This window comes from Paenibacillus sp. RC334 (assembly GCF_030034735.1).
Classification (GTDB): domain Bacteria; phylum Bacillota; class Bacilli; order Paenibacillales; family Paenibacillaceae; genus Paenibacillus; species Paenibacillus terrae_A.
The window spans coordinates 3146199-3167162 of record NZ_CP125370.1 but is presented as its reverse complement, the minus strand read 5'-3'; the positions used below and the strand labels follow the sequence as shown (position 1 = coordinate 3167162).

Here is a 20964-nt window from a genome sequence, read left to right as displayed (position 1 = left end):
ATGCGAATGGTAAACTTCACTAAGCCATATAACAACGTCGTGCAACTAATGGAGGGACATTGACATGGAAGTGCTCAGGCAATTGCAGGGCTTTTTTCGTGAGAGGAGACATTATCTGTTTCTTTCTATTCTATGCCTTGCGATAGCGACGGCCCTGGGACTGGTGTATCCAAACCTGCTCCAAAGGCTAATTGATAACGCTATCATCCCCGGTGACTTCGGGAAAGTTCCGGCACTGGCTCTAACTGTGCTGGGAGTCGTGATCGTCAAAGGTTTTATGCAATTTTTACACGGATTTTTTGGTGGACGGCTGGGTAACTATCTGGCCTACCGACTCCGCAATGCTTGTTATGAAAAGCTGCAATTTTTGTCCTTCAGATATTATGACACTGCCAAAACTGGCGATCTCATGTCCCGTTTGACGGGTGATCTGGAGGCGATTCGCAACTTTATCGGGTTTGGTTTTGCCCAAATCCTCAATGTGGTACTGATGGTCGTATTCGGATCTATGATGATGCTGTATATCAACTGGCAACTCACCCTCTTTACGATGATCAGCATGCCTTTGCTGCTCTTCGTCACGTTTAAGTTCGAATCCCGAATTCACCCCACCTTTCAGGAAATGCGGATTGCGCTCAGCGCCTTGACGACAGCGGTGCAGGAAAATATAACAGGCGTGCGCACCGTCAAATCATTTGCCCGCGAATCATATGAGGTTGAAAAATTTTCAGTGCGAAATGAGCAATACAAAAGTAATCAAATTCAAGCTGCTTCCCTGTGGAGCCGTTTCTTCCCCGCCATGGAGCTGATTGCTTCTGTCAGTGTGGTTCTTCTGCTGGGCATGGGGGGCTATCTGGTTATTGAAAAGTCGCTGACCCTGGGTCAGCTTGTCGCCTTTTTTAGCTTAATTTGGTATATTATCGGCCCCATCTGGAACATTGGCTTCCATATCAATAACTATACCCAGTCCAAAGCTTCTGGTGAACGGGTCTTGGAGCTATTGAATCAATCGGTGGATGTTACCGATGAAGCTGATGCTCTGTCGCTCGATGCTGACGAGGTGGAGGGCCATGTCACATTTGAGCATGTCACTTTTGCTTACGGGAATAAGCTACCCGCTGTGGTTGACATCAACCTGGATGCGCCCCCGGGATCAGTCATCGGTATTTTGGGCGGAACCGGATCAGGTAAATCCACCATTATTCAACTGCTTATGCGAGCTTACAATGTGAACGCAGGCAGCATCAAGCTGGATGGAACGGAAATACGCCATTTGAAAATCCGTGATTTACGTGCTCAAATATCTTCCGTGTTCCAGGAGACGTTCCTGTTCTCATCTTCCATCCGTAACAACATTGCTTATGGACTAAGCCATGTCAGTATGGATGACATTATACGCGTATCCAAGCTGGCTCAGGCGCATGAATTTATTACCGAGCTGCCATTGGGCTATGACACAGTTGTCGGTGAACGGGGACTGGGGCTGTCTGGTGGGCAAAAGCAACGGATTGCCATCGCACGCGCACTACTCAAAAATCCGAAAATTTTGGTGCTTGATGATGCGACCAGCGCGGTCGATATGGAGACGGAGCATGAAATCCAGACCGGTTTTCAAGAGGTTATGCGAGGACGGACGACCTTTATTATTGCTCACCGTATTTCTTCACTTCGTCATGCTGATGAAATTGTAGTGCTGGAGGAAGGGCAGATAGCCCAGCGAGGAACGCATGAACAGCTCATTGCTACTCCAGGTCCGTATCAGGATGTGTATCATATTCAATACGCTGACTACATAGCCCAGACTCCTGACGGTGCATCCGAAAGGCAGGTGAGACCATGAATGTACCCGCTGAAAAAGCCAAAACGCTTCAAAAACCAATGAATGAGCGATTTGTGTACCAGGATGATGATATCATCGACAAACCGTTTAACTGGTCCGAATTCAAACGGTTGCTCGCATACATGAAGCCTTACGCCCGGCAGATCCTGCCGATACTACTGGTCATGATGATTCTTGGTACCATCACCAAGTTGACCGTTCCCTATCTGATCAGTCTGGCCATTGACAAGGCGATTGCTCCCGTAGGGCCTGCACTGCCGAGTGTAAAATTGCTGCTGCTTATAACTGGAGCAGTGCTGTTGCTATATTTAATTCAATGGGCAGCCAGTACGTACCGCATTAAATTCACAAATATTATCGGTCAACGTGTCATTTACGATCTGCGTGAGGATCTGTTCAAGCATATTCAGAAGCTTTCCTTCAACTTTTTTGATAAAAGACCGGCTGGATCTGTATTGGTACGCGTTACGAATGACATCAACTCGCTTCAGGATCTATTTACGAATGGTGCGGTGAATGTCCTGATTGACTGTGTACAGCTCACTGGAATCATCGTCATTTTGCTGCTGATTAACTGGAAGCTTGGTCTGGCGGTCATCGTGACTGTTCCGATCATGTTTTTAATCTCTACCAAGCTGCGTGTGCGCATCCGCCGTGCCTGGCAGGAAGTACGCATGAAGAATTCCCGTATCAACTCTCATCTGAATGAATCCATTCAGGGTATCCGTGTGACGCAGGCGTACACGCAGGAGCAGGAAAACATGGCTTATTTCGATAACATGAACAGCTCCAGCAAACGATCTTGGGATAAAGCATCGGCCATGAATCAGATCTTCGGCCCGCTCATTGATATTACCGGAGGCTTGGGTACGCTTGTGCTGTTCTGGTTCGGGGCACATCTGATTCAGACGGATCAGCTTACGGTAGGTCTGCTGGTTGCGTTTGCCAACTATGTGGGGAACTTTTGGGACCCGATTAATCGACTGGGCCAAATGTACAACCAGTTGCTGGTTGCGATGGCTTCGTCTGAAAGAATTTTTGAGTTTATGGATGAACAGCCGAATATTGCGAATAAGCCGGGAGCCAAAGACCTACCGTCCATTCGCGGCGATATCCATTTTGAAGAAGTTGTTTTTGAATATGAAAAGGGACGTCAGGCGCTTAAAGGCATTAATCTCTCTGTCGAGGCGGGTCAGTCCATTGCGCTTGTCGGGCATACCGGATCTGGTAAAAGCACAATCATTAACCTGCTCAGCCGGTTTTATGACATTACATCAGGGCGACTTATGATTGACGGCCATGATGTGCGTGATGTAACGGTGGAGAGCTTGCGTAGCCAAATTAGCATCGTACTTCAGGATACATTTATTTTTTCAGGTACGATTCGCGATAATATTCGATTCGGTCGACTGGATGCAACGGATGAGGAAATTGAAGCGGCTGCGAAGGCAGTCAATGCTCATGAATTCATCGTTCATTTGCCGGGCGGCTATGAAACAGAGGTAGAGGAGCGGGGCGGTATGCTGTCCATGGGCCAGCGCCAGCTGCTATCTTTTGCCCGCGCTTTACTGGCTAATCCACGAATTCTCATATTGGATGAAGCCACAGCCAGTATAGATACGGAAACAGAACTGAAAATTCAGGAGGCTCTTCAGGTGCTGCTGGAAGGCAGAACCTCCTTCATGGTTGCTCATCGTTTGTCCACCATTCGGAATGCCGATCATATCGTCGTGCTGGATCATGGGCAGATCCAAGAAAGTGGGAATCATGAACAATTGATGAAAAAACATGGAATTTATCGGGGGCTGGTGGAAGCACAGTTCAGATTTTTGTAAAAAAAGATCAAAAAATCGCGATTTTTGTAAATTTAAATGCGGAGCGCTATTGCATTCTTGGAGCTAAACCCTGAAAATAAAGATGAAAAGAGATCAGAGCAATATCTTCAGAGGGGGAAGAGTTCAAGATGTGGGGTGCTCCTTTTTCTGCTGGGGCTAAAAAGATGCTGCTGCTGGGTAGCGGCGAATTGGGAAAAGAAGTCATTATTGAAGCTCAGCGGCTTGGCGTGGAATGTATTGCTGTAGACCGCTATGAACTGGCTCCAGCAATGCAGGTGGCTCATCGTTCTTATTGTTTGGATATGCAGGATGCTGAGGCATTGAAGGCACTGATTCGCAAGGAAAAGCCCGACATAATTGTACCTGAAATCGAAGCTATTGCTACGGGTGCTTTGGAAGAATTGGAGCAAGAGGGATTTTACGTAGTTCCAACGGCCCGGGCCGCCCGTCTTACGATGGACCGGGAGGGCATTCGCAGGCTTGCTGCCGAGAAGTTGCAACTTCCGACCGCCGCCTACCGCTTTGCAGATCATTTTGAGCAGTTGCGGTCAGCGGTTCATGAGCTGGGCACGCCATGCGTGGTCAAGCCCTTGATGAGTTCGTCGGGTAAAGGGCAGTCTGTATGCCGGACACCCGAGGAAGCGGAATCCTGCTGGAATACGGCGTTGGAAGGCGCACGTGCCAAAACAACACGTGTCATTGTTGAAGCTTTTGTTCCGTTTGAAAGTGAAATTACGTTATTGACTGTCAGATCGGTATCGGGTACGACTTTTTGCCCACCGATTGGCCACATTCAAAAGGATGGGGATTATGTCGAATCTTGGCAACCTCATGGCATGACGGACAAGCAACTTTCGGACGCGGAGGACATTGCCCGTACGATTACGGATGAACTGGGTGGTTACGGATTGTTTGGCGTAGAGCTGTTTTTAACGGCTGATGGCGTCGTATTCAGTGAAGTATCCCCCCGTCCGCATGATACGGGAATGGTAACGATGATTACGCAGGATTTGTCGGAATTTGCGCTTCACGTACGGGCCATTCTCGGATTCCCGATACTGTCGGTTACACTGCTAACCCCTGGGGCTTCGGCTACCTTGAAGGCAAAACAAGCTACGCGGGATTTTGTAATCGGTGGTCTGTATGATGCATTATTGCTACCCCGGACACAGGTGCGAGTGTTCGGGAAGCCTGAAACCAAGCCGGGACGCCGGATGGCTGTAGCGCTTAGCGCTGCGGGAGATGTGGAAACAGCACGGAAGACGGCCAAAGAAGCTGCCAATATGCTGAAAGTGGAGGTAAATCATGTCTAACAATGTGATGTTTCCAGTACTGACAATTCGTTCCGTAGAGCTTGGCGATTGCGAAGCCGTAACAGGACTGCTAAGAGAAGTCGGATATCCGATGACTTGTGGTGTGATGAAAGAAGTTATGGGAACTACGCAGGAGGACTGCCAAGCAAATATGATGGTCGCAGAAATGGATGGTCGTGTTGTCGGCGTAATCGGCATGCATACGGCTCAAAGCCTGGCTTATCCTGATCCTGCCGTACAAATCACCATGCTGGTCGTGAGCAAGGAGTATCGCGGCGAGGGCATCGGCAAGCGCTTGGTGGCCTGCGGTGAGGAGTGGGGACGTGCACAAGGAAGCTTTCATTTGTTCATTACCGGAGCGAATAACCGCATCAAACAAATAGAGGCCCAAGCTTTCTACAACCGAATCGGCTTTGAAAAGCAAGGCTACCGTTTTAGCAAAAAGCTTAAATAACAGCCCTGTACAAGCCCGGATTATATTCAGAGCCTCATTACCATAGATCAGTCCCGTTTAGGCCATTGCCGAGCGGGGCTATTTTTTTCCAACTTTTATACCATTGATCCTGCTATGAAACATGTTATACTGCTAGAGTAAAGATTACAAAGTTGTAACCAGGCAGGTTCACAACAAGGCACTATACAACAAGGAGATGACGAAATGAAGAATATGTTGAAAAAAACACTGGTGATGGGAAGTTTAACCGCTATGTTATCCGCAGGATTCATCGTTCCGGCATCAGCTTCACCAGCTGACGATTTGTCTGCCCAATTACAACAATGGTTCAAGGATAACGGATTTACGGTGAATACCTCTAATGGAACGACTACGATTACGAAGACCGTAATTCAGGATTTGTCCGGACAGGATCAAGCGAAAACAAAGACGACGAATCCTTCTTCCGACAAGCAAGTGGCAAAGCCGGCTAACCAAAAAGGTTCACAGCCTGCTACCAACAAACAGTCGAAAGCTCAAAATACGAATTCAGGAGCAGGTCAGTCCGCCGGTTCGGATGCACAGCTCAGTAAGTCTCAATTTGCAGCAGAAGTAGTAAAACTGGTGAATAACGAGCGTAGCCAAAAAGGTTTGAGCCCACTCGCTTCTAACGCGAAGCTTACCGAAGTAGCTTTGGCCAAGGCGAAGGATATGAGTACAAATAATTACTTTTCCCATACATCACCGACTTACGGCTCACCATTTGATATGATGAAGAAATTCGGCGTAACTTATACGTATGCGGGTGAAAATATTGCGATGGGACAACAAACGCCGCAAGAAGTTATGAAAGCCTGGATGAACAGTCAGGGACACCGTGAAAATATTTTGAAGGCAGAATATACACAAATCGGTGTAGCTTACTATAATGGATACTGGGTACAGGAATTTACACGTAACTAAAAGTCGATCATAAAAAAGCGTTTCAAACGTCATTATGTTATGACATTATACTGACAACCTAACGCTAAATTCAAGGCCTGCTGACACGTTCAGCGGGCTTTTTACGCTGTTTGCCCCTCTACGGGTGTGCTTATCTATCACTTTTACTTATATGCAAGAACAGGCATAAGTACGGCAAGTATAGTATGATAACACAAAGCTATATTGATAACTAATAACTTATGGGAAAGTCAGGTGAACGAATGAGCTACGAAATTGTGCATGAAGGTGCTTTTGCTATGCTCAAGGTACAGATGAACCCCGGAGAAACGATTAAAGCGGAGATGGGAGCTATGGTTTCCATGTCTTCCAGCGTGGATATAAAGGGGACTGTGGATGGTGGATTGTTGCGCGGTTTAGGCCGGATGCTGAGCGGGGAGAAATTCTTTTTTCAGGAGCTGAGAGCATCTCGAGGGCCAGCTGAAGTGCTGCTTGCTCCGGCAAGTATAGGCGATGTACAAGCAGTAGAATTGGACGGTACGTATAGACTTTTGGTGCAAAAGGATGGCTTCTTGGCGTGTACGGAGGGCATTGAGGTCAGCACTAAAATGCAGAATCTGATGAAAGGATTGTTCTCGGGCGAAGGTTTTTTTATCGTTGAAATCAGCGGTCGCGGAACAGTGTTTTTATCCTCTTACGGAGCCATTCATCCGATTTATGTTGCACCCGGAGAGGAGCGTATTATTGATAACGCTCATCTGGTGGCATGGCCAGACTATATGGATTACAAAATTGAAAAAGCGTCCAAAGGCTGGTTGTCCAGTGTAACGAGCGGAGAAGCACTTGTATGCCGTTTTCGCGGCGAGGGGACGGTATTGATCCAAACCAGAAATCCGGGCAGCTTCGGACAATGGATCAAAAGCTTTATACCCGATAGCAAGTGAGGTTTTCATCTATGCAGAGGTAAAGGATGAGCTGTACGAACCAAAAAGTCGTAATAAAAAGGATGGCGATATGCCATCCTTTTTAGCATACTTCAGCATTTTGCATCATTCGATTCCCAACGCTCGAAAGTACAATAAATAGACGAACTAAACCGTTTCGATCTCTATATTGCTGATTTGAAATCGCTCTTGGGATTGTTGCAAAATGCTATGTATGCTTCATAACACTCAGAACGGTTTATTTGCAAAATGATATGAGAAGCTTTATGTTTATTTCACCAAGTTATCAGGAGGGAACACGAGTGAATTCATCAAAATGGATCTGGCGGTCTGTCGGTTCCGTGTCCATCGCCGCCACACTGCTATTATTGTACGGATTTATTACCGCAGTACGAAGCATTACGGCTCCAGAGCCGCTCGTTAGCACCAAACCTGTAAATTCGGGTTCATCGCAGATACAAAATGCGCCATCCGCTGCAACTCAGACGGGGGAGTTTCGGGTAGCTGCCATTGGAGATTCGCTGGCGAAAGGAACTGGCGATGACTCAGGCAGCGGTTTTGTACGACGGTCGGTGACCTTGTTAAATGATCAGGAAGGCCATAAGGCTCAGCTCATTAACAATCTGGGCATTAACGGGCTGACGACTCAGGGACTTTTGACCAAACTGGATGAGCCTGGCGTGGCCTATGTGTTGAAAAAGGCCAATGTTATTATTGTGTCCATTGGCGGAAATGATTTGTTTCAGGGGGCACAAGCTGCCCAAACCGGCAAAGAGCCACCTACGCTTAATGGCTTGCGCAAGGCTCTGCCTGATGCAGCCAAGCGTTTGCAAAAAGTGCTGATAAAAGTCGGAAAAATCAATCCGAAGGCTAAAATTATATACGTTGGACTATATAATCCATTCAGTGACCTGCCGGAAATGAAAATTCCGGGAAATCTCGTCGTGACGGAATGGAATCTGGCTGCTATGGCGATTACCAATCAAAACAGTAATATGACGCTGATTCCAACCTTCGATTTATTTCAGCAAAATTTGTCGGTTTATTTATCCTCTGATCATTTTCATCCTAACGGACAGGGCTATCAGGCAATTGCTGAGCGTATCGCTCAAGGGTTTGCGGTAGTAGCGGCCAAGGAAGGCGACAATACGGAGGATGGACAAAAGTCCACGAGCAGCCAACCTGCTGATGTGAAGAAGGGAGGGAACAAGTGATGGGTATCCAATCTGCTGACAAGACCGAGACCGATGTAGCAAGGACTTCGACAACCACAGATGGAGCATCCGGCTATCATTCCGACAATCAGTTCGGCAGTGCAGACGGAAGCAGAAGCAACAACGAAACCGTTCTCTCTGTTCAGCACGTCAAAAAGCGTATCGGACGAAAAATGATCATTCACGATGTAACATTCGATGTGCGTGCGGGCGAAATTTTTGGCTTTCTTGGTCCCAATGGAGCTGGAAAAACAACGACCATCCGTATGCTGGTCGATCTGATCAAGCCTACCGAGGGCACCATTACCGTATGTGGTCATAATGTAAACCGTGATCCGGAGCAGGCATTGCAGCATATCGGTTCTATTGTGGAAAATCCGGAGGTATACAGCTATCTGACAGGGTGGGAAAATCTGGAGCATTTTGCCCGGATGCAGCCGGGTGTGGATGAACAGCGTATTCGTGAAGTGGTGGAGCTGGTGCGGCTGGATCGCCGTATTCATGATAAAGTAAGTACGTATTCTCTCGGGATGCGCCAGCGTCTCGGTATTGCCCAGGCCTTGCTTGGCAAACCCAAGCTGCTTATTCTGGATGAACCAACGAACGGGCTGGACCCCAAAGGGATCAAGGAAATGAGAGCTTTTATCCGTCTGTTAGCGGCAGAGGGTATGGCTGTATTTGTTTCCAGTCATTTGCTTAGTGAAATCCAGTTGCTGTGTGATCGTGTCGCTATTATCAGTCGAGGACGAGTGCTTGCTGTTGGCGGTGTGAGGGAATTGGTTGAAACACATTCGCGTATGGCCGTATGGCAACTGGAGCCCCATGATCAGGGTCTTGCCCTGTTAGAAGGCTCTCCGCATGTACAAATCATTACGAACGCCGATGAACTGATTGATGACAGCATTGTTGCAGGCAGCGGAGCGGATGCTATTTTTACAGAAATGGACGAAGAGCATATCGCGGAGCTGGTCGTACAAATGACGGCTTCCGGCATTTCCGTTAAAGGTGTAACCAAAATCAACCCTACACTGGAGCAGCTATTCCTGAAAATGACGGAAGGTGAGATTCTTGAATAACATTTTACCGCTCGTACAAAATGAAACACTCAAAATCATCAAGAAGAAACGATTTTATGTCATTTTACTTGTTTTGCTTGTGCTTGTGCCGATTTTTACGTACGCTCAGATGAAGGTGGCGGAAAATAACCGCGAAAAATTCGGCAATGACTGGCGGCAGGAGTTGCGTCAGGCCATTACGGATAACCAAAATTCGCTGGGAAGCGACCGGGTTCCGGAGGAATGGAAGACCTACAGGCGAGTATTTGTTCAACAAATGCAATATTATCTGGAAAATGACGTGAACCCGAATGAACCAAGTGGTGTAACCTTTACCAGAGAGTTTATGGACAATTCCATTAATTTGTTCGTTCCATTGCTCATTATGGCGATTGCCTCCGATCTGGTTTCAGGAGAACGGACGACGGGTACGATAAAAATGCTGCTGACTCGTCCTGTCAGGCGGTGGAAGGTGCTGCTGAGCAAGCTGCTAACGCTGTATATGTTCGTTTCGCTCATCATTTTGGCTGTGTTTGTGATCAGTTATCTTATATCGGGACTGTTTTTTGGTTTTAAAGGCTTTAACGTTCCGGTATTTACGGGCTTCCAAATTGTTGGCTCCACGGTGGATGTGTCAGCGGTACATGCGATCCCGCAATGGCACTATCTGATGCTGCAAGCCGGGTTGATCTGGTTCGTCAGCCTCGTGGTGGCTTCGCTTGCCTTTATGGTTTCGGTGCTGGTACGTAGTACGGCGGCAAGCATTGTGGTGATGATGGCTGCGCTCATTTCGGGCACAATTTTAACGAACATGGCCTCATCCTGGCAGAGCGCCAAATATTTATTTATGGTTAACCTCGAATTGACCGATTATTTATCAGGAAGCCCCGCCCCGATTGAGGGGATGACCTTGCCGTTTTCTTTAGCTGTATTGGGCATTTGGGGGGCTGCGGCGCTGATTGTTTCATTCGCCGTCTTTACGAAACGGGATATATTGAATTAAAATGGACAAGGTAAAAGAAAACATCTGTTTGCATTTTTGGTGAAAATCATCAAGAATAAGGCAAAACACGGTTACGATTAGACAAAGGGGGAGCATGAATGGTCGACAAAATCGACTTGTCTGCGGGAGCGACCGGCACTCAGAACGGAGCTTCGGAATATGGCGTGGACGACATTCAAGTGCTCGAAGGGCTTGTGGCAGTTCGCAAACGGCCGGGCATGTATATTGGGAGCACCAGTTCTTCGGGACTACATCATTTGGTATGGGAAATTGTGGACAACGCGGTGGATGAGCATCTTGCCAAGTTTTGCTCCCGCATTGACATTGCAATGCATAAGGACGGTTCCGTTACAGTAACAGACAACGGACGTGGTATTCCTACGGGAATGCACAAAACGGGAATTCCTACACCGCAGGTAGTATTTACCATTTTGCACGCCGGAGGTAAGTTCGGCGGTTCGGGATATAAAAAGTCCGGGGGTCTACACGGTGTGGGCGCGTCCGTAACGAACGCTCTTTCGGAATGGCTTGAAGTGGAAATTTACCGGGACGGCAAGATTCACCGTCAGCGGTTTGAATATTGGCAGGACAAGAAGGGCGTGGAGCATGTTGGGGAACCGACCACAGGCCTTGAAGTGCTGGGCAATACCAACAAGACGGGCACCAAAATTACTTTTAAACCGGATATTCGCGTATTCCAGGCAGGCATTCATTTCAACTACGATACGCTGGCCGAACGGCTTCAGGAAATTGCTTTTCTGAACTCGGGTCTTCGTATCCAACTTAAAGATGAACGCAGCGGGAAGTCGGATGAGTATTTTTATGAGGGCGGAGCAAGTCAGTTTGTCGCTTTTCTGAATGAAGGCAAGGACGTGCTGCATGACGTCATTCACTTCAACGCGGAGAAGGAAGACGTTGAGGTGGAAATTGCCATTCAGTACAACGCAGGTTATACCGAAACGATTGCTTCGTTTGTCAACTCCATTCCGACACGCGGCGGGGGTACGCATGAAACGGGCTTCAAAACCGCTTACACCCGTGTCATGAACGACTATGCGCGACGCACGGTAATGCTGAAGGAAAAGGATAAGAATCTGGAAGGCAATGATTTACGTGAGGGAATGATGGCCGTAATCAGTGTCAAGATGGCCGAGGTTGAATTCGTCGGTCAGACGAAGGATCAGCTGGGTAGCGCTTCCGCACGCAGTACGGTGGATGCAATTGTATCGGAGCAGATGCAGCGTTTTCTGGAGGAAAATCCGCAGGTCGCGCAAACGTTAATCAAAAAGGCAGTTCAGGCGTCCAGAGCGCGTGAAGCAGCACGTAAGGCTCGTGACGAAATGCGTTCCGGCAAGAAACGCAGTGAAAGCTCTAATCTGAATGGCAAGCTATCGCCTGCGCAGTCCAAGGATTTTACACGAAACGAGCTGTTTATCGTGGAAGGTGATTCGGCTGGAGGATCGGCGAAGCAGGGACGGGATTCCAAAATTCAGGCTATTTTGCCATTGAAGGGCAAGCCGATGAACCCGGAGAAATCCAAGCTGGCGGATGTTATGAAAAATGATGAGTACCGCGCGATTACAGCAGCAATCGGGGCAGGGGTAGGAACAGAATTTACGCTGGAAGACAGCAATTATTCCAAAATCATCATTATGACGGATGCGGATACAGACGGCGCGCACATTCAAGTGTTGCTGCTGACGTTCTTTTATCGGTATATGAAAGAGCTGATTGATGCGGGACGCATATTTATCGCTCAACCGCCATTGTATAAAATAACCCGTAAGTCAGGTAAGCTCGAAACGGTACGTTATGCCTGGACTGACGAGCAGCTTGACAATTACTTAAAGGAGTTTGGACGGAATTTTGAGCTTCAACGCTATAAAGGACTCGGGGAGATGAACCCTGATCAGTTATGGGAAACAACGATGAATCCCGAGTCACGTACCTTGCTGCGCGTCCAGATTGAGGATGCAGCCAAGGCTGAACGCCGTGTGTCCACGTTGATGGGCGACAAGGTTGATCCTCGCAAGCGCTGGATTGTGGAAAACGTAGATTTTACGGAGTATGTAGAGTAGTGCTATCAAATGAGGTGTATACATGAGCTTATCGGAGCAATTTTTGCCAGCTTTTCTGGAGGAAGTGGTCGGTGACCGCTTTGGCCGATATTCCAAATATATTATTCAGGATCGGGCAATACCCGATGTGCGGGATGGGTTAAAGCCAGTACAGCGCCGGATTCTGTACTCCATGTACGATTCCGGCAACACACCGGATAAGGCTTATCGGAAATCTGCCAAAACCGTCGGGGATGTGATGGGTAATTATCACCCCCACGGTGACTCGTCGATTTACGATGGTATGGTGCGGATGGCGCAGCCTTGGAAAATGAGTCACGTACTGGTGGACGGTCACGGCAACTGGGGTTCCCAGGACGATGACCCGGCAGCCGCTATGCGGTACACGGAGGCACGTCTGTCTCCTATCGCGATGGAAATGCTGCGTGATATCGAAAAACGCACGGTTATGTTCAAGGATAACTTTGATAACTCGGCAAAGGAGCCGGTTGTGCTACCTTCCCGCTATCCGAATCTGCTAGTAAACGGCTCCAGCGGAATTTCGGCCGGATTTGCGACTGAAATTCCGACGCACAGCTTACGCGAGGTCATTGACGCCAGCATTGCTGTGATGGAAAAGCCGGATATTGAGCTGGAAGAGATTATGACCTTTATTAAAGGTCCTGATTTCCCGACTGGCGGACTAATTATGGGTGGCGAAGGCATTAAAGACGCTTATCGCACAGGTAAAGGGCGTATTTATATCCGTTCCAAAACGGAAATTCAGTCTTTGCGCGGAGGTAAGCAGCAACTGGTCATTACGGAGATTCCATACCAGATTGTTAAATCAAGGCTCGTAACCGCCATGGAGAATATCCGTCTGGAGAAAAAAGTGGAAGGGATTGCCGAGGTTCGTGACGAGAGTGGTCGGAACGGTCTGCGAATTGTGGTGGAACTGAAGAAGGAAGCCGATGCGGAAGGGATTTTGGCCTATTTGCTGAAAAAACCGACCTTCAGGTGGCATACAACTTCAACATGGTAGCCATTGTGAACAAAGCGCCGCATCAGCTTGGATTGAAGTCCATTTTGGAAGCATATATCGCCCATCAACGTGAAGTTGTCACACACCGTATCCAGTTTGAGCTGGAAAAGGCGGAGGATCGCGCCCATGTGCTGGAAGGTTTGGTCAAGGCGCTGAACATTCTGGATGAGGTCATTGCGGCCATTAAAGCTTCCAAAAACCGCCAGGACGCGCAAAATAATTTGCAATGGATGTTTGGCTTTAGCGAACGTCAGGCCGATTCTATTTTGACCTTGCAGCTGTACCGTCTCACGAATTTGGAAATTACTACGCTGGAAAAGGAATTAAGTGAAATCCAGAAAAAAATTACACAGTACCGTTCTATTTTGGAAAGTGATCGCAAGCTGATCAGTTTGATTCGCAAGGAACTGCTGGAAATTCGTGAAAAGTACGGCATTGATCGCCGTTCGGACATACAGGGTGAGGTTGAAGAGATTAAAGTAAATCTGGAAGTCATGGTTGGGGCAGAGGATGTATTGCTGACTCTTTCCAAAGACGGCTATGTGAAGCGTACAGGTATGCTGTCCTTCACCCGTTCCGGTGGGGCGCGCTCAGCTTCTGGCGTTAAGGAAGGAGATTATGTCACTCAGTTGCTTGATGTCAACACACTTGATGTGTTGCTCGTCTTCACTCAGCGCGGACAATATTTCTTATTGCCTGTGCATCAGGTGCCAGAGTATAAGTGGAAAGAGCCAGGAACTCCGATTGTTAACGTCATTCCTCTAACCAAGGATGATCGGATCGTGAGTGTCATTCCTATCAAAAACATGGAGGAAATCGGCAAAAGTCTGGTGTTTGTAACGAAGAAGGGTCAAGTGAAGCGAACAGAGCTGAAAGACTATGCTACGAAACGTTCCAGTGCCGTAGCAGCCTGCAAGGTAGCAGGGGATGATGAAGTATTATCGGTAACGCTAAGCGATGGCACCCGGGATATTATGTTGATTACCCGTGCTGGGATGAGCATACGCTTCAAGGAGCAAGAGGTTAATGCGATGGGTCGCGTCTCGGCTGGTGTCAAAGGTATACAGCTGGCGGAAGGCGATGAAATTGTTGCAGCGCTGTGGGTGGAAGAGGATGAAGGAGAAGTGCTGGTGCTGACCGAATCCGGTTATGGTAAGCGTACGCTTCTGCTGGATTATCCTGCTCAGGGACGAGGCGGTAAAGGAATCACCACCTTCGAATTCAAGGAAGGCAAACGGGTACGTTCGAACGGAACTCGGATTGTGGCTGCCTTCTATTGCCGTGAAGCTATTCAATTGTTTGCGATCACTGCAGATGGACAGACGATGTCCTTCCTTTCGGAAAAAGCTCCTTTGACCGACCGCAAGGATACAGGCAAGCTGCTGGCTCCTGTGGAGAAGAAGGACGAAATTGTGAATGTGCTGCCGCGTAGTGAGCCGCAGGCTTCCCAGTCCATAGAATAACAGGAAAGTCAAGCGCTTTTTAGCTCGAAAAAGAGAGGTCTTCTCGTGCCATTCCGGCACGAATGAGGACCTTTTTGCCGTCATGCTGTCGAACCTTGACCAGCCTCCAAAACCGAAGTGAGACTTCCTTCCCCTTTTCAATTGATGCTCCAAAAACGGCAGGAAACCGGGGCTGAATGGCGAAAATTTAATGTGATGAAATACAATCCGGACGGTGGCCCATACGGTAACTTTGATGCTTTTACTGACCCTGTTATTCAAAGGAGTGAGGCAAAATGCAAACGACCGAATTTGCGAAAATCTGGTCCAGAATGGCTAAGGATTACAAGGTTCATATGGAGCAGCAGTTGGCTCCATCATTGACTGAGGCCCAGCTTACGGTGCTGGAGGTTCTGAACGAATACGGCCGCATGAAACCGTCTCAACTGATCCCGTATCTCGCAACCACACCTGCGGCGGTTACGATGCTGCTAGACCGGATGGAGCGGAATCGCCTGGTCACCCGCTTTAGAGACGTAAAGGATCGCAGAATCGTATGGATTGTCATTTCGGATCAAGGAAGAGAAGAAGCGGAACGGGGATTGCAAATAAGGGATGATTTTCTGGGCTCTGCACTAAACCGCATTTCGCAGCATAATCAAAATCTGCTGGTTTATTTGTTAGGTAAAATCACCACAAAAACGAAAACTTCTGCATCGGCAAACGAGGCAAAGGGAGTAAAGGAACAAATAGAGCGAGCGGAGTAAGCATCTCCTCTTTCATATTCTAAATAAAAATGCGCGGATAATGCTGCCCAAAAGGGCCACACATGTCCGCGTTTTTTGTGCTGAAAAAACACATACTGTAGCTGTTGTCACCTTTTTAAATGACTTGTTGTATCCTGCAAGTTTCAGCTGCCCTTTTCAATACCTAATATCTGTTACAGGGGTTAATGTTGACATTTACATATAACATGATAAAATTAGTTATACATAAATAACATTTCGTATGCGAATAGTTGCTTGATTATGTATATGGAATGTGAATTGGGTAATGGGAAGAAGGATGGCTCCAGTGAGTGACAGAGAGGAAGACAAACTTGAGGTGTACCGGATTATTCAGTCGATAAGGGAGGTTAACAAAACGATATTTTATGCCTTCTGGAATGAGGAGCAGCATTTGGATCTGACAGCCGTTCAGCATATGGCTTTGGCGATTCTGAATAAACGACCCAATATCGGGTTAACTGAGCTGGCAGACATAGCCCATATGGGGTGTAGCTCCATGAGCGGGGTGGTTGACCGCTTGACCAAGGCAGGATATATCGCTCGTGGACGGCATGAGCATGATCGCAGATCCTTAGTGCTGACGCTTACGCCGGAAGGAAAAGACATCATGCAAAAAGTAGACGCCATGTGGATGGAGCGCGTCTTGCCCATTCTGGACATCCCGAAGGAGCATCTGGACATGGTCCTGGATATCCATAAACAAATGATAATGAAATTGACACCGAAGGGAATGAATCAACTTGAGCAGTCCTCAAATGACACTACCAGGTAATGTACGCAGAGCACCCATTGTGGCCGCTCTGTTGATTGGCGCGTTTGTTGCGATTTTAAACCAGACGTTGATAAGTGTGGCTTTACCGAAAATGATGAATGATCTGAATGTAGATACCAATGTGGCTCAGTGGCTTAGTACGGGCTTTATGCTCGTGAACGGGGTATTGATCCCGGTGACCGCATTTTTGATTGCGCGTTTTTCCACTCGTAAATTGTTTATTAGTGCAATGATTATCTTTTCAATCGGCACGCTGTTGTGCGCTATTGCGCCGAGTTTTAGCATATTGCTGATCGGACGTCTCATTCAGGCCGCGGGTGCGGGGATTATGATGCCTTTAATGATGGTCGTTATCTTGAACATCTACCCAATTGAGCGTCGTGGCCGCGCAATGGGAACACTGGGGATTGCGATGGGTTTTGCTCCAGCCATTGGACCAACCTTATCCGGTTATATAGTCCAGCATTACGACTGGCGGGTACTGTTCTGGATCATCCTGCCGATTTCAGTGATTTCGATTGCGATCGGATTTATTTTTCTGAAAAATGTAACGGAGCAGTCCAAGCCTAAGTTGGACATTCCCGGCATCATTTTGTCTACGCTTGGTTTCGGTGGTCTGTTATATGGCTTTAGTGATGCAGGAACATCGGGCTGGGGAAGTATTCCGGTCCTGTCTACGCTTATTGTTGGGACGATCGCGCTGATTCTGTTTATTGTTCGCCAGCTGAAGGTTGATGAACCTATGCTGGAGTTCCGTATCTTCAAATATGATGTGTATAGCTTGACGACAATCATTAATGTCATTGTGACGATGGCTTTGTACGCCGGTATGATATTACTGCCGATTTATTTGCAAAATATTCGCGGCTTTTCACCGATTGAGTCCGGTATGCTGATGTTGCCGGGGGCAATTCTGATGGGGTTCATGTCTCCTGTAACCGGGGCTATTTTTGACCGGATCGGAGCGCGCTGGTTGTCTGTGATTGGATTGTTGATCATGGCTGTGACCACTTGGGAGTTCACACGCTTGACCGAAACAACGACCTATATGACACTGCTGGCTAATTATACGGTTCGGATGTTCGGGATGTCATTGCTGATGATGCCGATCCAAACGGCCGGGTTGAACCAGCTTCCACAACGATTGAATGCGCATGGTACGGCAATGAGTAATACACTGCGTATGATTTCCGGTTCAATCGGGACGGCAATTCTGGTGACGGTGATGTCGACTCAAAGCAGCAACCGTCTGACGAATATTGTTGCATCTGAGGGATTATCTGTTACAGATAAAGCAGAGATGCTGGCAGCAGGCAATCAGGCTACGATTTACGGTATCAACTCAGCCTTTATCATTGCGACGCTGTTGAGTGTGACGGCCCTGATTTTGGCGTTTTTCATCAAGAATACGAATGCTCAAAACGCTCGGCCCCGTCAGCAGTTGGTGAACAGTAAGAAAGGGCAGTCTGTGGTCTCCTCGTCATAAGGGACGGGAGGACTTTCAGATTTTTAACAAAAAAAAGCCCGTAATGCATGTTTGTTTGATTACATGCGTTACGGGTTCTTTTTGTATATGCCTGCTCAATTCTCAGCTTCGATCATGCTTTCATAAAGCGATTTAGGCCACTCACTCCATGGGAATTGGGCTGGAGGGAACGAGTGGAAGCTCATGTTCTCCTTGCTAACCGGATGCGGTGCTCCGGCAAGCAGGGACCAGAGCGCCAATTGTTGACCTGGGCGGCTCAGGCTGCCACCGTATTTTTGATCCCCGTATAGAGGACAGCTGATAGCCTGCATTTGTACACGAATCTGATGCGAGCGTCCGGTGTGTAGCTCAATTTGTACAAGACTGAGCCCATCTGCTTGTCCAAGCACGCGGTACTCCAAAATAGCCTCCTTGGAGCCAGCTGTGCCGGGACGAACCACCTGAACAGTGTTAGTGCGGCTGTCCTTTAGCAGGTGATGGGTCAGACGGCCTTGTAAGGCCGTGGGGACACCGTTTAGAACCGCTACATACATCTTGCGGAAACTACGACCTCGAACCGACTCAGACAGCCGGGAAGCAGCTTTGGACGTCTTGGCAAAGATCATGGCACCGCCTACAGGCCGATCCAGTCTGTGAACCAGTCCTAAAAAGACATTACCAGGCTTATCGTGTCTGATTTTGAGGTCTTCCTTGAGTAAAGACAGCAGATCAGGATCACCGCTGGCGTCCTCTTGGGTCGGAACGTTGACAGGCTTTACAACAGCCAGAACATGGTTGTCCTCATATAGAACAGGGATATTCGGCTGGGCATGCCCGTGCTGGGTAAGTTCATCTGGAGTCATAGGGGGAATTAAGCCTCCCAGCGTCCGAGAATACCACAAGGCAGATTCAGCCCCGAGCGGGTAATCGGCAATCCGATTTCACCAGCGCTGATTTGACCGCCGTACTTTTGTTGCATCGTCATACTCAGCATGTTGCGCAGTACGGTAGGCGAAATCCCTGTGGTATAGGAGTTAATTAGCATGAACAATGGTTGATCGGAAATGATGCTCATGCAGGATTCCAGAAACGGATACAGGCTTTCTTCCAGCTTCCACGTTTCACCGTTTGGTCCGCGCCCGTAGGAAGGAGGGTCCATAATGATCGCATCATATCGGTTTCCCCGGCGTTGTTCACGTTGCACGAATTTGAACACATCGTCCGTAATGAAGCGTACCGGACGGTCGGCCAAGCCGGACAATTGCACGTTCTCCTTCGCCCACTGTACCATGCCCTTGGCGGCGTCCACGTGAACTACACTGGCCCCGGCATACGCAGCGGCAGTAGTGGCTCCCCCAGTGTAGGCGAACAGGTTCAGTACCGAAATCGGTCTGCCAGCGCCTTTAATTTTATCCATCATCCAGCTCCAGTTCGCTGCTTGCTCCGGAAAAAGACCAGTATGCTTGAAGCTGGTCGGTTTAATGTGGAATTTAAGCGGCCCGTAGCTGATCGTCCAACGCTCGGGAGTAGGCTTTTTCATATCCCAGCTACCGCCCCCAGAGGAACTGCGGTGGTAATGTCCATGAACATCGCGCCACTCGGCTGTTTCCTGGGACAACGGCCATATAATTTGCGGATCAGGCCGCCGCAGGACAATATCGCCCCAACGCTCCAGCTTTTCACCGCCGCCTGTATCTACTACTTCATAATCTTTCCATTCTTGTGCTACATACATGTACAATCCATCCTTCAGCAGTCAATTCAGGATTCCGGCAGTCCTCTGCGCAAAAATCCCCATATGGAGTCTATTGTACAACAAACCTTAGCAACAATCGAATGATTCCATGGAGACGTTGGCATTGAGCGTTATAGATCCTAGCATTTTTTGTCGCTTTATGGCGACTTTTGAGATGCGAAAAGTGTTATGAAGCAGAATTGTTTATTTTCCAAATTATTTATGTTGAAGGAATTTAAAAATCATTGACATTTTTCGAATTTATATTTTATCATGTAAATAAATAGTTATATGTTACGTTTATTTATTAAACAAAACATCCTGTCCTACCTCGACGTTATGTTATCAATTTTATCTATGATACTGAAATCTTTAGCTGTAAATATAAGGTTTCACTATACTTCCAGTTTTACCCACTTCCAAGATCACACAATATTTTACTCACACCACGAAATGCTATTCCATCATTCTATTCCTTTTTAAAGCTTGTTTTTTATTAAAATGATTCTTCTACTGTCAGTAATAACGATTTCCGTACATATCCACGTTAACGCTCGAATTGTGAAAATATTTTTGTTTTGCCACCTTCTTGTCGAATGAAAGGTGTTTGATAAAGAAAAAACATTCATAACAGTTGAACAGGCGTGGGGAGTCTTTGAACGACCGTTGTATTTGGGGTTGGTAAAAAAGTGAGGTCGCTTCGTCTAACAAATTTTTTTCGAATATTTTAAATTCTAAGCAGCAGCTAACCATGAATTGTCAAGTGTTCGTATAATTTCGGATGGAGGTGAGCTCAATTAGCCAGAGCTTTATCATGTGTTCATAGACCGATGAACGTTCACAATTTGGAAGGTTGGCGTATATATCGGACTCTCCAAGGCGCAAGCTTCGAATACGGGTGTTTCTTGTCAGAAAGCCGGATCGGGTGTGTTACTGAATTTTATCGAAGGTATGTAGGATGCTTTGAATAGGGGGAAAAAATTCGCGATATGAAATTTTTTACGTCCAATTGAGCATACAAGATTGTCTCATTTATTTACGAGATGCCAGACGAGCTTCTAAAAACTCAGCGATAAAGGAGTAT

Annotated in this window: 15 protein-coding genes and 1 pseudogene; 14 read left to right on the top strand and 2 right to left on the bottom strand. The window is 47.5% G+C overall.

The window, feature by feature from the left end:
* The first annotated feature begins 64 nt into the window (after positions 1-64).
* From QMK20_RS14425 to QMK20_RS14360, 14 genes and pseudogenes are all read left to right on the top strand, one after another.
* Positions 65-1840: an ABC transporter ATP-binding protein gene (locus tag QMK20_RS14425; RefSeq protein ID WP_283652170.1), complete on the top strand. Its 1776-nt coding sequence runs from the start codon at positions 65-67 to the stop codon at positions 1838-1840.
* Positions 1837-3675, top strand: a complete 1839-nt coding sequence (locus tag QMK20_RS14420; RefSeq protein ID WP_283652169.1) for an ABC transporter ATP-binding protein — start codon at positions 1837-1839, stop codon at positions 3673-3675. The genes QMK20_RS14425 and QMK20_RS14420 overlap by 4 nt, the downstream gene beginning before the upstream one ends.
* Positions 3676-3803: 128 nt before the next feature.
* The gene (purT, locus tag QMK20_RS14415; RefSeq protein WP_283652168.1) at positions 3804-4988 is read left to right on the top strand and encodes a formate-dependent phosphoribosylglycinamide formyltransferase; all 1185 of its coding nucleotides are present in this window, start codon (positions 3804-3806) and stop codon (positions 4986-4988) included.
* The gene (locus tag QMK20_RS14410; RefSeq protein ID WP_283652167.1) at positions 4981-5442 is read left to right on the top strand and encodes a GNAT family N-acetyltransferase; all 462 of its coding nucleotides are present in this window, start codon (positions 4981-4983) and stop codon (positions 5440-5442) included. The genes purT and QMK20_RS14410 overlap by 8 nt, the downstream gene beginning before the upstream one ends.
* A 204-nt stretch (positions 5443-5646) precedes the next feature.
* Entirely contained in the window at positions 5647-6384 is a 738-nt protein-coding gene (locus QMK20_RS14405; protein ID WP_283652166.1) for a CAP domain-containing protein, read from the top strand.
* Positions 6385-6626: 242 nt separating this feature from the next.
* Positions 6627-7307, top strand: coding sequence for a TIGR00266 family protein (locus tag QMK20_RS14400; RefSeq protein ID WP_283652165.1), 681 nt, complete (start codon positions 6627-6629; stop codon positions 7305-7307).
* A 266-nt stretch (positions 7308-7573) separates the two neighbouring features.
* Positions 7574-8521 carry a GDSL-type esterase/lipase family protein gene (locus QMK20_RS14395; protein WP_283652164.1) on the top strand — a complete coding sequence of 316 codons (948 nt, stop codon included), beginning with the start codon at positions 7574-7576 and terminating at the stop codon, positions 8519-8521.
* Positions 8521-9597, top strand: coding sequence for an ABC transporter ATP-binding protein (locus QMK20_RS14390; protein ID WP_283652163.1), 1077 nt, complete (start codon positions 8521-8523; stop codon positions 9595-9597). Before QMK20_RS14395 ends, QMK20_RS14390 begins: the two co-directional genes overlap by 1 nt.
* A complete protein-coding gene (locus QMK20_RS14385) occupies positions 9590-10579 on the top strand; it encodes an ABC transporter permease (protein ID WP_283652162.1) in 990 nt (329 codons plus the stop codon). Before QMK20_RS14390 ends, QMK20_RS14385 begins: the two co-directional genes overlap by 8 nt.
* A gap of 98 nt (positions 10580-10677) precedes the next feature.
* Positions 10678-12657 carry a DNA topoisomerase IV subunit B gene (gene parE, locus QMK20_RS14380; protein WP_283652161.1) on the top strand — a complete coding sequence of 660 codons (1980 nt, stop codon included), beginning with the start codon at positions 10678-10680 and terminating at the stop codon, positions 12655-12657.
* 22 nt (positions 12658-12679) lie between these two features.
* A pseudogene (gene gyrA / locus QMK20_RS14375) lies at positions 12680-15141 on the top strand (DNA gyrase subunit A).
* A 275-nt stretch (positions 15142-15416) separates the two neighbouring features.
* Positions 15417-15887, top strand: coding sequence for a MarR family winged helix-turn-helix transcriptional regulator (locus QMK20_RS14370; RefSeq protein ID WP_283652160.1), 471 nt, complete (start codon positions 15417-15419; stop codon positions 15885-15887).
* Positions 15888-16194: 307 nt separating this feature from the next.
* Complete coding sequence (locus QMK20_RS14365) at positions 16195-16680, top strand: MarR family winged helix-turn-helix transcriptional regulator (protein ID WP_283652159.1); 486 nt, start codon at positions 16195-16197, stop codon at positions 16678-16680.
* Positions 16664-18166 (top strand): DHA2 family efflux MFS transporter permease subunit, encoded by a 1503-nt coding sequence (locus QMK20_RS14360; protein WP_283652158.1) that lies wholly within the window; start codon positions 16664-16666, stop codon positions 18164-18166. The genes QMK20_RS14365 and QMK20_RS14360 overlap by 17 nt, the downstream gene beginning before the upstream one ends.
* 95 nt (positions 18167-18261) lie before the next feature.
* On the opposite strand, the gene QMK20_RS14355 is transcribed toward QMK20_RS14360, so the two are convergent.
* Together QMK20_RS14355 and QMK20_RS14350 are read right to left on the bottom strand one after the other, a co-directional pair.
* Positions 18262-19008: an RluA family pseudouridine synthase gene (locus QMK20_RS14355; RefSeq protein WP_283652157.1), complete on the bottom strand. Its 747-nt coding sequence runs from the start codon at positions 19006-19008 to the stop codon at positions 18262-18264.
* Positions 19009-19016: 8 nt separating this feature from the next.
* Complete coding sequence (locus QMK20_RS14350; protein WP_014281993.1) at positions 19017-19880, bottom strand: class I SAM-dependent methyltransferase; 864 nt, start codon at positions 19878-19880, stop codon at positions 19017-19019.
* Positions 19881-20964: the final 1084 nt, after the last annotated feature.

Excerpts from the sequence above, each read along its gene's own strand:
- QMK20_RS14425 (WP_283652170.1), top strand. The coding sequence starts at position 65 with ATGGAAGTGCTCAGGCAATTGCAGGGCTTTTTTCGTGAGAGGAGACAT.
- QMK20_RS14420 (WP_283652169.1), top strand. The coding sequence starts at position 1,837 with ATGAATGTACCCGCTGAAAAAGCCAAAACGCTTCAAAAACCAATGAAT.
- purT (WP_283652168.1), top strand. The coding sequence starts at position 3,804 with ATGTGGGGTGCTCCTTTTTCTGCTGGGGCTAAAAAGATGCTGCTGCTG.
- QMK20_RS14410 (WP_283652167.1), top strand. The coding sequence starts at position 4,981 with ATGTCTAACAATGTGATGTTTCCAGTACTGACAATTCGTTCCGTAGAG.
- QMK20_RS14405 (WP_283652166.1), top strand. The coding sequence starts at position 5,647 with ATGAAGAATATGTTGAAAAAAACACTGGTGATGGGAAGTTTAACCGCT.
- QMK20_RS14400 (WP_283652165.1), top strand. The coding sequence starts at position 6,627 with ATGAGCTACGAAATTGTGCATGAAGGTGCTTTTGCTATGCTCAAGGTA.
- QMK20_RS14395 (WP_283652164.1), top strand. The coding sequence starts at position 7,574 with ATGTTTATTTCACCAAGTTATCAGGAGGGAACACGAGTGAATTCATCA.
- QMK20_RS14390 (WP_283652163.1), top strand. The coding sequence starts at position 8,521 with ATGGGTATCCAATCTGCTGACAAGACCGAGACCGATGTAGCAAGGACT.
- parE (WP_283652161.1), top strand. The coding sequence starts at position 10,678 with ATGGTCGACAAAATCGACTTGTCTGCGGGAGCGACCGGCACTCAGAAC.
- QMK20_RS14370 (WP_283652160.1), top strand. The coding sequence starts at position 15,417 with ATGCAAACGACCGAATTTGCGAAAATCTGGTCCAGAATGGCTAAGGAT.
- QMK20_RS14360 (WP_283652158.1), top strand. The coding sequence starts at position 16,664 with ATGACACTACCAGGTAATGTACGCAGAGCACCCATTGTGGCCGCTCTG.
- QMK20_RS14355 (WP_283652157.1), bottom strand. The coding sequence starts at position 19,008 with ATGACTCCAGATGAACTTACCCAGCACGGGCATGCCCAGCCGAATATC.
- QMK20_RS14350 (WP_014281993.1), bottom strand. The coding sequence starts at position 19,880 with ATGTATGTAGCACAAGAATGGAAAGATTATGAAGTAGTAGATACAGGC.